At 71.4% G+C, this 12,656-nt stretch carries 13 protein-coding genes; 5 read left to right on the top strand and 8 right to left on the bottom strand.

Annotated elements, in window-relative coordinates; genetic code table 11:
• Positions 1-128 precede the first annotated feature (128 nt).
• On the top strand, positions 129-452 hold the full coding sequence (locus LQK93_RS07760; protein WP_374970963.1) for a hypothetical protein: 324 nt from the start codon (positions 129-131) through the stop codon (positions 450-452).
• A gap of 78 nt (positions 453-530) precedes the next feature.
• Here LQK93_RS07760 and LQK93_RS07765 read toward each other — a convergent pair whose 3' ends face one another.
• Both LQK93_RS07765 and LQK93_RS07770 read right to left on the bottom strand, forming a co-directional pair.
• On the bottom strand, positions 531-1,394 hold the full coding sequence (locus tag LQK93_RS07765) for a uracil-DNA glycosylase (RefSeq protein WP_374970964.1): 864 nt from the start codon (positions 1,392-1,394) through the stop codon (positions 531-533).
• A gap of 25 nt (positions 1,395-1,419) precedes the next feature.
• On the bottom strand, positions 1,420-1,719 hold the full coding sequence (locus LQK93_RS07770) for a hypothetical protein (RefSeq protein WP_374970965.1): 300 nt from the start codon (positions 1,717-1,719) through the stop codon (positions 1,420-1,422).
• On the opposite strand from LQK93_RS07770, the gene LQK93_RS07775 reads away from it, so the two are divergent.
• From LQK93_RS07775 to LQK93_RS07785, 3 genes are read left to right on the top strand one after another with little or no spacing between them, the layout of a single operon-like run.
• Positions 1,718-2,098, top strand: coding sequence for a hypothetical protein (locus tag LQK93_RS07775; RefSeq protein ID WP_374970966.1), 381 nt, complete (start codon positions 1,718-1,720; stop codon positions 2,096-2,098). The genes LQK93_RS07770 and LQK93_RS07775 overlap by 2 nt on opposite strands.
• A gap of 33 nt (positions 2,099-2,131) precedes the next feature.
• A complete protein-coding gene (locus tag LQK93_RS07780) occupies positions 2,132-2,620 on the top strand; it encodes a sigma-70 family RNA polymerase sigma factor (protein WP_374970967.1) in 489 nt (162 codons plus the stop codon).
• Positions 2,617-3,321 carry a zf-HC2 domain-containing protein gene (locus LQK93_RS07785; protein WP_374970968.1) on the top strand — a complete coding sequence of 235 codons (705 nt, stop codon included), beginning with the start codon at positions 2,617-2,619 and terminating at the stop codon, positions 3,319-3,321. The genes LQK93_RS07780 and LQK93_RS07785 overlap by 4 nt, the downstream gene beginning before the upstream one ends.
• 9 nt (positions 3,322-3,330) lie before the next feature.
• Here LQK93_RS07785 and LQK93_RS07790 read toward each other — a convergent pair whose 3' ends face one another.
• The 6 genes from LQK93_RS07790 to LQK93_RS07815 are packed head-to-tail and all read right to left on the bottom strand — an operon-like array spanning position 3,331 to position 11,383.
• Entirely contained in the window at positions 3,331-4,371 is a 1,041-nt protein-coding gene (locus LQK93_RS07790) for a glycoside hydrolase family 43 protein (protein WP_374970969.1), read from the bottom strand.
• Positions 4,368-6,692 carry a family 43 glycosylhydrolase gene (locus tag LQK93_RS07795; RefSeq protein WP_374970970.1) on the bottom strand — a complete coding sequence of 775 codons (2,325 nt, stop codon included), beginning with the start codon at positions 6,690-6,692 and terminating at the stop codon, positions 4,368-4,370. The genes LQK93_RS07790 and LQK93_RS07795 overlap by 4 nt, the downstream gene beginning before the upstream one ends.
• A 9-nt stretch (positions 6,693-6,701) precedes the next feature.
• Positions 6,702-7,529, bottom strand: coding sequence for a carbohydrate ABC transporter permease (locus LQK93_RS07800; RefSeq protein ID WP_374970971.1), 828 nt, complete (start codon positions 7,527-7,529; stop codon positions 6,702-6,704).
• Positions 7,526-8,461 carry a carbohydrate ABC transporter permease gene (locus LQK93_RS07805; RefSeq protein ID WP_374970972.1) on the bottom strand — a complete coding sequence of 312 codons (936 nt, stop codon included), beginning with the start codon at positions 8,459-8,461 and terminating at the stop codon, positions 7,526-7,528. The genes LQK93_RS07800 and LQK93_RS07805 overlap by 4 nt, the downstream gene beginning before the upstream one ends.
• 40 nt (positions 8,462-8,501) lie before the next feature.
• Positions 8,502-9,860: an ABC transporter substrate-binding protein gene (locus LQK93_RS07810; RefSeq protein WP_374970973.1), complete on the bottom strand. Its 1,359-nt coding sequence runs from the start codon at positions 9,858-9,860 to the stop codon at positions 8,502-8,504.
• The gene (locus tag LQK93_RS07815) at positions 9,857-11,383 is read right to left on the bottom strand and encodes an alpha-N-arabinofuranosidase (protein WP_374970974.1); all 1,527 of its coding nucleotides are present in this window, start codon (positions 11,381-11,383) and stop codon (positions 9,857-9,859) included. Before LQK93_RS07815 ends, LQK93_RS07810 begins: the two co-directional genes overlap by 4 nt.
• 199 nt (positions 11,384-11,582) lie before the next feature.
• Here LQK93_RS07815 and LQK93_RS07820 point away from each other — a divergent pair, with 199 nt between their 5' ends.
• Positions 11,583-12,653, top strand: coding sequence for a LacI family DNA-binding transcriptional regulator (locus tag LQK93_RS07820; RefSeq protein ID WP_374970975.1), 1,071 nt, complete (start codon positions 11,583-11,585; stop codon positions 12,651-12,653).
• Positions 12,654-12,656: the final 3 nt, after the last annotated feature.

The raw sequence follows: 12,656 nt of genomic DNA on the forward strand, positions 1-12,656 counted from the left end.
CTCCGACGCATGCGGCCGTCCGGCAAGGTGGGCGCGTGAGCTCCCTGGCGGCACCCGAGGCCCCTCGGGCACCGTTTACACAGCGCGCCCGCCTGCCCGTCTCGACGGCGTGGTGGGCGCTCGCCTTCATGCTGGCGACCACCGTCGCGCTGGCCGCCCTCGACTACGCCGTCCTCCTGCTGCACGGGCTGACCTACGGGATCCTCGAGGTGATGGACGAGGCCCACATCCCGCCTCCCGATCTCGACCGCTACTGGTGGGCCCTAGCCGTCGGCGTGGCGGTCCTCCTCGTCGGCACCGCCGGCATGCTCTGGCTCCTCGCACGCACCGCCGCGCGGCACTGGCCGGCGTGGGCCACGTCGCTCCTCGCGACGGCGGTCGCCGGTCTCCTTGGGGCGAGCGGCCTGCTCCTCGTGCTCGGCATCAGCCCCCTCGACGTGCTGTTGTCCTGAGCCGAGCGCAGGCACCCGCCGGGCACCCGGCGGTTCTCGGACCACGTCTACGGTCGCGGGGCGCACGGGCACCCCGCGTCAGAGCCGGGCGATGACCTCGTCGAGCATCGCCTCGGTGAGCTTGCCCGTGAAGGTGTTCTGCTGGCTCACGTGGTAGCTGCCCACGAGCCGCACCGGGTGGCCGGCCGCCGTCCGCAGCACCGTCTCGACGCCGTGGCCGAACCTCGGTTTCGGGCGCGGCACCAGCCAGCCGCGACGGCGCGCGGCACCCAGCGCCGCGTCCCACGCGATGGAGCCCAGGGCGAGCATCGAGCGCAGCCGCGGCTCGGACAGCTCAAGGTCGCGGTCGAGCCATGGCGCGCACGTGGCCTTCTCCTCGGTCGTCGGCTTGTTGGCCGGTGGCGCGCACCGGACGGTCGCGACGATGCGCAGTCCGGTCAGGACGAGGCCGTCACCTGACGCGACCGACGTCGGCTGGCTGGCGTAGCCGCCGCGGTGCAGGGCGGCGTACAGCCAGTCGCCGGAGCGGTCGCCGGTGAACATGCGCCCGGTTCGGTTGGTGCCGTTCGCCGCCGGCGCGAGCCCGACGATGAGCACCTCGGCGTCCGGGTCCCCGAACGACGGCCCGGGACGGCCCCAGTAGGGCTGGTCGGCGAACGCCGCGCGGCGTCCCCGGGTCGCCACCGACTCACGCCAGTCGACGAGCCGCGGGCACGCGCGGCACACGCTGACCCGGGCGTCGAGCTCTCGTATGCCGTCCGCCCCCTTCGCGAGCCGGCGCACCTGCGCGGGGGTGGTGGCCACGGGCGTCTCGGCCGTGGCCGGGTCACCCGGCCAGCCCGTGCCCGGTGGCACGGGTGAGCGGAAGTGCCCACCCGTGACCGGGTGCTGCGCCGGGTCGGGCAACCGGGGCGACGGCGGGTCCGGGGGAACGGCGCTCATGCGCCCACGGTAGGCCCCCGGGGGCTCAGGACTTCGTCTTGATGGGCGTGCCCTTCGGGTCGAGCACCCACCACACGCCCTTGACGGCCTGGCCGCTGACGTCGCCGGCCTTGGTGTCCTTGACCCAGTAGTAGAGGGGCCATCCGTCGAGGGTGAGTTGCTTCTTGCCGTCGGCGGAGTCGATCGAGCCGACCGTGCCCGTGACGCCGGTGAGGGTTGGCGCGGAGGCGCCCATGAAGGCCTTCGGCCAGGCGACGAGGCACTGGCCCTCGCAGGCGCTCGTCGTGCCGCCCTTGGTGTCCTTGTCGAACATGTACAGCGTCATGCCCTGGCTGTCGACGACGATCGTGCCGAGCGACGAGCTGGCAGTCTTGAGCTCCGTCACGTCGGGGTGGACCATCGCGGCCGGCGCGCTGGTCGACGACGACGTTGACGACTCGGATGATGTCGTGGATGACGACCCTGCTGCCGGCGAAGAGGCGGCAGGAGTGGACGTATCGGCTCCCGACGAGCCACAGGCCGCCGAGAGAAGAAGGACCGTGCCGGCCAGGGCCACGGTGCTGAAAGATCGGGCTCGCATCATGTCTACCTCCTCGAGGGGGACGCCGGGCGTGACGTCCGAACGCGAAAACGGCAATTCTCGTGAGACGGTTCACGTAGCGGTCACCGTGAACGGTTCGTGGTGCCCCGACGTCCTTGACTGAGGCAGCACCGGGACGGACAGGAGGTGAGGTGACGTGCCGCTCGACGACGAGGCGGTCGCGGAGATCTACCGCGAGCACGGGCCGATGCTGCGACGCGTCGTGTGGCGCGCGACGAGCGATCCCAACCGCGTCGACGACATCGTCCAGGAGGTCATCCTGCGCGTCTGGAAGCAGGCGCCCGAGGCCGAGAACCTGCGCGCCTACCTCATCACGACCGCCCGTCACCTCATCGTCGACCAGCACCGCGCGGCCGGTCGCCGTCCGCAGCAGGCCCAGCTCGTCGACGTCGCCGAGCGGGACTCCGCGCTCGACCGGGCGCTCGACCAGGTGCTCGTCGAGGAGGCCCTCGGGAGGCTGCAGGCCAACCACCGTGAGATCGTGCGCTTCCTCTACTACGAGCGGCTGAGCGTCGCCGAGACCTCGGAGCGGGTCGGGGTGCCGGAGGGCACCGTGAAGTCTCGCGCCTACTACGCCGTGCGCAACCTGCGCGTCATCCTCGACGAGATGGGAGTGAACCGATGAGCCCCGGATCGGACGACGTGCACGTCCTGCTCGGTGCCTACGTGCTCGGTGGTCTGTCCGACGAGGACCACCGCATGTACAGCGAGCACCTGCGCACGTGCGGACCGTGCCAGGCAGAGCTCGGCCAGGTGTCCGGCCTGCCCCGGCTGCTCGACCTGGCCGGCCCGGAGGGCGGTCCCCACCTGTCCGACGGTCCTGCCGCGGTGCCGGAACCCCTCGCGACCGAGCAGGGCGACGCGCGCGTCACGACGCTGCTCGGTGAGGTCGCACGGCGCCGTCGGCGCCGGCGCGCCTGGCTCACGGCCCTCGCGGCTGCGGCGGCGGTGATCTTCTTCGCGGGGGGCGCGTGGCTCGGCAGGTCGCTCGGCACCACGGCCACGCCGACGGCGCCGCCGGCCGCGGTGGCGGAGCACGTGGCGGTGGCCGCGCTCCCGGGCAGCTCGGTCCGGATCGATGTCGCGCTCGTGAAGCGCGGCTGGGGCACCGAGCTCGACATCGACTGCGAGGACATGCCGACCAACGGCGAGCTCGCCCTCTGGGTGATCGACGCGAAGGGCCGGGCCGTGACTGCCGCCTCCTGGCGCGCGACGGCAGCTGGATACTCCCGCGTCACCGGCGCGACAGCGCTGAGCCCCAACGAGATCCAGACCCTCGAGGTGCGCACCGGCACCGGGAAGGTGCTCGCCTCCGCCCGGGCGTGACCGGGCGTTCTACAGCCCGTGCGGCAGAGTCGTCCGGGGCGGCGTGACCGCGACCTTCGGCCCGTCGAAGGTGACCTCGCTCAGCCACATCGTGCGACCCGGCACCTCGGAGCCGATCGAGTCGGGTGCCCACGCGTGGTAGACCATGAACACCCTTCCGTCCTTCTCGAAGAGCGCGCAGTGCCCGGGACCGGCGGCGACGTCGGTGCTCGTCAGCACGGGGTCGGGGTCCTTCGTGAACGGCCCGGTGGGCGACGAGGCGGTCGCGTGGCCCACGGCGTACTTGTCGCTGCCGTAGTCGTTGGCCGAGTAGAAGAGGTGGAAGACGCCGTCGCGCTCCCACACGAACGGCGCCTCGACGAGCTGGCCCTCCCACGGCAGGTCCTGCCGGATGAGGCGCTGCGGCTTGCCCTCGAGGCGCAGCCCGTCGGCGGACAGCCGCTGCACCGAGATCCAGGTGTCCATGCCGACGGCGTTGCCGTCGTTCTTCCAGTAGAGGTATGCCGTCCCGTCGGAAGCCACGAAGGGTGACGCGTCGATCGAGCCGCCCTGGTCCTGCTCGCACACGAGCGGCTTGCTGCTCGTGTCCGTGTAGGGACCGTCGGGCGTGTCCGCGACGGCGAGGCTGATGCACTGGATCGCCGGGTCGGGAGCCATGGTCGTGTAGTAGAGGACCCAGCGGTTGCCGAAGCGGTGGGCCTCCGGCGCCCACACCTTGCCCTTGGTGGTCCACGCCGGCAGCCTCGGCAGGGCGTCGCTGCCCTGCGTCCACGTCGCGAGGTCGTCGCTGTGCAGGGTCTGCACGTTCATCCCGTTGCCGTTCGTGGCGATGGCGACCCAGCCGTTGCCGTCCCGGATGACCTGGGGGTCGGGGAAGTTGCTCGACCAGACGGGGTTCGTCGCCGCCTGCTCGGCGGTGCTGGCAGGTGTCGTCACGGTGTCTCCGGTGGTGGGGTCGGGGCTGGCACCCCCGCAGCCGCCGAGGAGGGCGGCTGCGAGGGTGACCGCTGCGAGGGCAGCGGTCGCGGTGCGGGTCAGGGCGCCGCTCATCCTGCTCCGGGGTCGCTCGGCCAGGTGGACGCGTAGAACCGCAGGTGGTCGATCTCGGCGACGGCCGCGGGCGAGGCGCCGCCGTGCGCGACGAGCCCGATGCGCGGGTTCGTGCCGGGGCGGAAGGTCCACGTCGCACCCCACGTCCAGTGCACGCCGTCGCGGCTCGTGCCGGCACGGTAGAGGTGCTCCCCGGACGCGGCCTTGTGGTGGGCCAGGCGCAGCCACAGCGTCGGCGCGGCCGTCCCGACGATGGCGCCGCCGTAGCTGGTCGGGCCACCCGGGTCCTTCGGGTCGGCCGCCGTCTCACGGCCGAACTCGGTCTGGCGCGTGTTCCAGATCGCGACCTTCGACAGGCGGGCGAAGTCGTCGTCGTTCTCGTAGGCGACGAGCCCGACCTGCTGGTAGTTGCGGACGCTGTCGACGCCGAGGTCGAGCGTCGTCCTGGCCTCGGCGATCCAGTCGCCGTCGCCGGGGGTGTCGTGCAGCAGGACGCTCGCGGTGTTGCCGCTGCCGACGAGATCTGTCCCCTCGACCGGCCAGCGCAGGCTGCCGCCCGAGACGGTGACGGCCGGGTTGCGCCGCACCCACGTGAAGCCGGCGAGGCTCGGGTCGTCGAAGTCCTCGGACTGGATCAGCGCACCGGCCTGCGGCACCGGCACCGGCGCCAGCGCGGGCGCGTCGGCGGCGGCCGGGTTGACCACGACGTTGTCGACGACCGCGTTGCTGCTGCTGAGGCGCACCGGCGCGGCGTCCGGTCGGGCGTTCCCGCCGACGCGGACCAGGGCGGCGACGTCGGCGAGGTCGCTCTCGGTCACCTCGGCGGTGAGGCCGTCGGCCGTCGCCTCGACGGTGAGCGTCCGCCAGGCGCCGGCCGGGAGCGGCGGCAGGGTGGTCGTCGACGAGCGGACCGCGCCGCCGTGGTCGACCTGCGCCGTGAGGCGGCCGCCCTTCGGGTCGAGGGTGACCTTGACCGACGGGTTGCGCCCGAACATGACGCGCAGCGGCTCGGTGCCGCGGTGGTCGAGCCGCACGTGCAGCGGTCCGGCCGGCGCCGGGGAGGTGGTCGACGCGGTGCCGTGCACGAGCCCGGTGGCTCCGGTGACGGGGTCCGTCGGGCCCTCGGCAAGGCGCGCGAAGCCGCCGCCTGCGGCGGGGTCGGTCGGCGTGATGCCGAGGCTCGAGGCGAGCGACGGCGCCGGCTGCGGCGTGTCGGACGGCCCCCTGCCCGCGCGGGTCCGCGGCCAGCCGTCCACCCAGTCGAGCCGGTCGAGCAGCATCGGGCGACGGTTGATGCCGAAGGGCGACGTGAGCCACGGGTTGTGGCGGTCGATGGCGTGGTAGGCGATGTAGTCGCGGCCGTCGGCGTCGGCGATGACCGCGTGGTGGCCGGCGCCGACGAAGCGGTTGCCGTTCTGCGTCAGGGTGATCGTGCCGCCGACCCGCGAGGCCATCAGGGGGGTGCCCTCGGCGTCGACGAACGGCCCGAGGGGGGAGCGCGAGCGGCCGGCGAAGACGGAGTAGCCCGTCGTCGGGCCCGCGCAGCAGTTGGCCGCCGAGCCCATGAGGTAGTACCAGTCGCCGTGCCGGACGACGTAGGAGCCTTCGTAGCGGTTGTCGATCGCGACCTGCGCCGCCGCGCCGACGCGCGTCAGGCCGTCGGCCGCGACCTTCGTGACCCACAGGCCTCCGAAGTAGCTGCCGAAGTAGAGGTAGCGCTGCCCGTCGCTGTCGGTGAACCCCGCCGGGTCGAAGGTCCAGAGGTAGCCGCCACCCGGCGCGGGCCGCGGCGGGACCACCGGCGCGTTCGTCGCGGTCCACGGCCCGGCCGGCGTGGGCGCCGTCGCGACGCCGATCGCCGAGTCGTCGCCGGGGTTCAGCGTCGTGTCGGTGACCGTGAAGTAGAGGACGTAGCGCCCTGCGACGTAACGGATGTCGGGGGCCCACAGGCCCGCGGTCGGCGTCGCCCACGACGGCCGGTTGGTGCCGTCGAAGACCGTGCCGAGGTACTGCCAGCTCGACCAGTCGCGGGTGCGTGCCATGTGCATCGCCCCCGGCGGGTCACCGGCCTTGAGCGGGTCCGAGGTCGCGTACGCGTACCACCAGCCGTCCCGCCCGCGGATCACCGACGGGTCGGCGAAGGTGTCGGAGAACGAGTCCGAGACGGCGTTCTTGTATGCCGTGTCGCGCGGTGCCGTGGCAGCGGCCCCGACGGCGCCGGCCGGGGCGACGGCCGTCAGGCCGACCGCCGCGACGAGAGCTGTGAGACAAGCGGTTCCGCGCCTGACGGTGCGGCCTCGCAGGGAGGTCAGGGCACGCATACGGACTCCTCAGCCCTTGACGCCGCTGCTGGCGACGCCCTCGATGACGTAGCGCTGCACGAAGACGTAGAGCGCGAGGACCGGGATGGCGGCGAGCATGGCGCCGGCCATCACGACGGGGTAGTCGATCGTGTAGGCGCCCTGGAGCCGGCTGAGGCCGGCCGGAAGCGTGAGCCGCTCCGGTGAGAACAGGACGTAGATCGGCCAGATGAAGTCGTTCCAGTTGGCCAGGTAGCTGAGCACGCCGAGCGTGACGAGCGCGGGCTTGGCGTTGGGCAGGACGATCGACCACCACGTGCGGAAGGGTCCGGCGCCGTCGAGGCGGGCGCTCTCCTCGAACTCCTTGGGCAGGCCGAGGAAGAACTGGCGCATGAAGAAGACGCCGAAGGCACCGGCCGCGCCCGGGACCACGAGGGCCCAGATCTGGTCGAGCCAGCCCAGCTTGTCGAGCAGCAGGAAGTTCGGCATCAGGAAGATGAAGCCGGGCACGAAGAGGGTCAGGATGATGGCGGTGAAGATGGCGTTCTTGAAGCGGAACTCCATGCGCGCCAAGGCATAGCCGGCGAGCGAGCACACGACCAGGACGAGCAGGGCGTGCAGGGTGGCCGCCAGCATCGAGTTGAGGAACCACCGCAGCACGGGGCTCGCTGCGTCCTGGAAGAAGAGCACGTCGAAGGCGCGCAGGCTCGGCTGCGACGGGAAGTAGGTCGGCGGGACCGTGCGGGACTCGCTCTGCGACTTGAACGCCGTGAGCAGCACGAGCAGCAGGGGCCCGATGAAGATGAGGCTGAGGATGGTCATCCCGAGCCAGAAGAGGGGTCCGTTGCGACGCTTCACGACTTCTTCTCCCTCAGCAGCCAGAAGTTGACGAGGGCGATGAGGGCGAGGAAGACGGCGAGCACGTAGCTCATGGCCGAGGCCTGGCCCATCCGGTACTGCGAGAGGCCGAGGTCGGTGATCTCCATGATCGCGGTGCGTGTCGAGTCGCCCGGGCCGCCCTTGGTGATGAGGTAGCTCTGCCCGAACATGTTGGCGCTGGCCAGGACCGTCGTGACGATGACGAAGATCAGCACCGGCCGAAGGCCGGGGAGCGTGACGTAGCGCAGCTTCTGCCACGCGCTCGCCCCGTCGATGTCGGCCGCCTCGTACTGCTCGACCGGGATGTCGGCCAGTCCGGCGAGGTAGATGACGGCGTTGAAGCCGATCGTCCACCACACCGTGACGAACGCCAGCGAGATCCAGGCCCACGGCTGCTCGGTGGTCCACGCGGTGTTGTCGGGCAGGCCCAGCGCACCGAGCATGCCGTTGACCATCCCGAAGGACGGGTCGAGCAGGTAGCGCCACATGAGGCCGACCACCGCGACGCCGAGGACGAACGGCGCGAAGAAGACGGCCCGGAAGAAGGTGCGTCCCGGGAACCTGCGGCCCAGCAGGATCGCGAGCAGCAGCGGAAGGGTCACGAGGAAGGGCACGCTGATGACGACGAAGATGGCGGTCGCCTTCATGCCGTTCCAGAACGGCTGGAACTGCGGGGAGCTGCTGTCGAGCAGGTCCGAGTAGTTCTGCAGGCCCACGAACGGCTTCTTCGGCAGCAGGAAGTCCCAGTCGTGCAGGGAGATCCAGATGCCGAAGACGCCCGGCACGGCGACGAAGGTGATGAAGAGGACGAGGAAGGGCGCCAGGAAGAGGTAGGGCGTCCAGCGCGAGCCGTGGACGCTCGCAGTCCCTCCCCGGGAGCGGCGGCCGCCCGGTGCGGGCTCCGCTCCCAAGGGGGGTCTCTGCGGCTGTGTGGCGGTCACAGCCATGGCATCAGCCGCCGTACTTCTTCGCGTTGGCCTCGAGGATCTTGGTGGCGCGGCCGGCGGCGTCGGACAGCACCGTCTTCGGGTCCTGGCCGCCGAGGACGGCTGCGTTGAGGGCCTTCTCGAACTCCGGGATGGCGTCGCCGATGCCGGCGACCGGCGGCGGGAAGTGCAGGTCGTCGATCTGCGTGGCGAGCGTCGCCTGGTCCTTCAGGGCCTTGAACTCGGGCGACTCGCGCACCGAGTTGCGGGCCGGCACCTGGCCACCCTTGGCCCACTCGATGCTCTTGGTGCTGATCCAGTTGAGGAAGACGCGCGCGGCGGTCTGCTTGTTCTGGTCGGGCGTGCGCGAGGTGGGCAGGATGAACTGGTGCGAGCCGGCCCAGGCCGCCTTGGTGCCGCCGATGTTGGGCAGGGGGGCGACGCCCCACTTGAGGTCGCCCTTCTCCTTGAGGGTGTTGATCGTCCAGATGCCGTTCCAGTTGAAGGCCGTCTTGCCGTTCTGCAGGGCCACGATGTCGGCGTCCTGGGCGATCTTGCCCGCGGAGTAGCCCTTGGTGACGAGGTCCTGGAACCAGGTGAGCGCCTTGACGCCGGCCTCGTCGGCCCAGAGCACCTGCTTGGCGTCGTCGGAGAAGAGGCTGCCGCCGAACTGCCAGATGAGCGACTGGACGGACATGCTGCCGGTGAACGGGAAGGGCGTGGCCCAGTGGCCCTGGATGCCCTTGGCCTTGAGCTTCTCGAGGGCCGCCATGTACTCGTCGTTCGTCATCGGCGGCTTCTCGGGGTCGAGGCCGCCCTTCTCCATGACGTCCTTGTTGTAGAAGAAGCCGAGGGGGTGCACGTCGAGCGGGATGGAGTAGCGCTTGCCGTTGTAGATGCCGGCCTTCCACGGCACGGGGGCGAAGTCGGCCTCGCTCAGCTTGAGTGCGGCGGCGACGTCGTCGAGGGGCTGGAGGACGTTGCGGGCGGCGTTCGTCGCGACGGAGTCGACGTGCATGATGCCGATGTCGGGGCCCTTGCCGGCGGTGACGGCGGCGGGCAGCTTGGCGTAGTAGTCGCCCCACTGCATCGTGTTCATGCTGACCGAGATGTTGGGGTGCTCGGAGTTGAACTGGTCGACGAGGCGCTTCATGAAGGGCCCGTCGCCGCCGGTGAAGCCGTTCCAGAACTGCAGCGCGACCTTGGGACCGGTGTAGCCGGTGGCGCCGCCGCCGGCGGAGACGGCCGGGGCCTGGCCCGGGACGGCGCTGGAGCCCGAGCCGCACGCGGCCAGAGCGCCGATGCCGGCGATGCCGAACGCTCCCGAGAGGATCGTGCGTCGGGACAGCGGTGCGGCCTGGAGGGGTGAGGTGGAGTTCGTCATTGAACGGTCCCTTCGGTGAGGCGGATGCAGTGCCAGGAGATGGGCGGCAGGGTTGCCGTGAGGGTGGTTCCAGTGATCGCCGCGTCCCCCGAGCGCGGCTCCACCCGGTCCGGGTGCTCCTCGGTGTTGGTGGCCGAGGAGTCGTCGTCGTGCACCACGAGGTGCTCGACGAGGTCGTATGCCGTGGGCTCGCCTCCCACGGCGGCCGCCACGTCGAGCGTCAGCTCGGAGCTCTCCGTGCGGCTGCGGTTGACGACGAAGACGGCGAGGTCGCCGGTCTCGGGGTCGTGGGTCGCCGTGACGACGACCGCGTCGACGGGCCCGAAGGCCTTGGTCTCCACCGTGTCGCTGACGACGGCGGGCCGCAGGACGGTGCCACGCGCATACCGTGCCGTGAGCGCGAAGGGGTGGAAGATCGTCTGCTTCCACGCGGCGCCGCCCGGGCGGGTGACGATGGGCGCGATGACGTTGACGAGCTGCGCCTGGCAGGCCATCGCGACCCGGTCGGTGTGCTGGAGCAGCGTGATGAGCAGGCTGCCGACGACGACGGCGTCGGTGACGTCGTAGACGTCCTCGATGAGCTCGGGCGCCTCGCGGATCGCCAGCGAGTTCTCGCCGTGGAAGCGCTCCTGGAACCACACGTTCCACTCGTCGAAGGAGACCGTGATGCGCTTGTCGGAGCCCCTGACGGCGGCGACGTGGTCGGCCGTCGCGACGACCGACTCGATGAAGCGGTGCATGTCCTCCCCGCTGGCGAGGAAGGAGTCGACGTCGCCGTCCACCGGCTCGTAGTAGGCGTGGGCGGAGATGTGGTCGACGAGGTCGAAGCACCGCTCGAGGACGACCCGCTCCCACGTGCCGAACGTCGGCATGCCGCGGTGGGACGACCCACAGGCGACGAGCTCGAGGGTGTCGTCGACCCGGCGCATGGCACGGGCGGTCTCCTCGGCGACGCGGGCGTACTCCTCGGCGGTCTTGTGGCCCATCTGCCACGGGCCGTCCATCTCGTTGCCGAGGCACCAGACCCTGATGTCGTGCGGCTCGGAGTGGCCGTTCTTGGCGCGCCGGTCGGGCCAGGAGGTGCCGGTCTCGGCGTTGCAGTAGAGCAGGAGGTCGACGGCCTCCTGGATGCCACGCGTGCCGAGGTTGACCGCCATCATCGGCTCGACGCCGACCCCGCGCGCCCAGTCGACGAAGTCGTCGGTGCCGACCTGGTTCGTCTCGACCGAGCGCCAGGCGAGGTCGAGCTGGGTGGGCCGGTCGGCCTTCGGCCCGACGCCGTCCTCCCAGCGGTAGTTGGAGACGAAGTTGCCCCCGGGGTAGCGCACGATCGTCACGCCGAGCTCACGGACGAGGTCGGCCACGTCGGTGCGGAAGCCCAGCTCGTCCGCCGCGGGGTGCCCTGGCTCGTAGATGCCGGTGTAGACGCACCGGCCCATGTGCTCGACGAAGGACCCGAAGATCCGTGGTCGCACCGGGCCCACCGTGAAGGCGGGGTCCAGCCGCACCGTCGCACGTCCCATTCGGTCCTCCTTGACCGTCGGCGATCGGGTCGCACCGTCTGTACGACGATTACCCGTTTTGCGTGTGCCGTGAAAATTACAACGGTTACCGAAACCTGTCCATAGGTGGACCGGGGCAGATGAGGGCGGCGGGACCGGGCGCTAGCCTGTCCTCGACGGCGGTGGCACGCACGCGCCCGGGCAGTGACGTGACAGTGACGTGGCAAGGACGGAGGCACGGTTGGCGGCGCGGCTGAGGGACGTTGCGGAGCGGGCCGGGGTGTCCGTCAAGACGGCGTCCAACGTCCTCAACCACCACCCGCACGTCAAGGCGAGCACACGCGAGCGCGTCGAGGCCGCGATGGCGGAGCTGCACTACCGGCCCAACCTCTCGGCGCGCAGCCTCAAGCACGGTCGGGCCGGCTTCCTGGCCCTCGCCGTGCCGGCGATGGACTCCCCCTACTTCGCCGAGCTGGCCGCGCGCATCACCGAGGAGGCGGCCGCCCTCGGCTTCATCGTGCTGCTGGACGTGACCGGTGGCGACCCGGACGCCGAGCGCGTCGTCCTGGAGGGGATGCGGTCCCACGTCATCGACGGCGTCATCTTCTCGCCGCTCGCCCTCCCGGCCGACGAGATCGTGCAACGGGCCGACAACCTGCCCATGGTCCTGCTCGGCGAACGCCCCGTCCCCACGGGCCTCGACCACATCGCCGTCGACTCGGTCGCGGCCTCACGGGCCGCCACCGACCACCTTGTCGCACAAGGGCGCCGGCGCATCGCCGCGATCGGTCGCGAGACCGTGCGCGGCACCGCCTCGGCGCGCCTGCACGGCTACCGCCAGGCCCTCAAGGCGGCCGGGCTGCCCTACGACGAGAGCCTCGTCATCGGCGTGCCGCACTTCGAGCGGGCCGACGGCCGCACCGCCATGCAGCAGCTGCTCGCCCTCCCGGAGCGACCGGACGCCGTCTTCTGCTTCAACGACCTGATGGCCATCGGGGCCCTGCGCGCGTGCGTCGAGGCAGGCGTGCGGGTGCCCGAGGAGGTCGCCATCGTGGGCTTCGACGACATCGCCGAGACCCGCTACTCCAACCCGACGGTCACGACGATCTCGCCCGACCTGACGGGCCTGGCCCGCGCGGCCCTCGAGCTGCTGTCGCGGCGCATCGGCGGCGACGACGCCCCGGCCGAGGACGTCGAGGTGGGCTGGACCCTCGAGGCGCGCGAGACGACCCTGGGCGTGGGCGCGCGCTCCGCTCACACGCCCGCGGCACCGAGTGAGACGCGTCCCTGACCA

The organism is Terrabacter sp. BE26 (assembly GCF_041941675.1).
Taxonomy (GTDB): Bacteria; Actinomycetota; Actinomycetes; order Actinomycetales; family Dermatophilaceae; genus Terrabacter.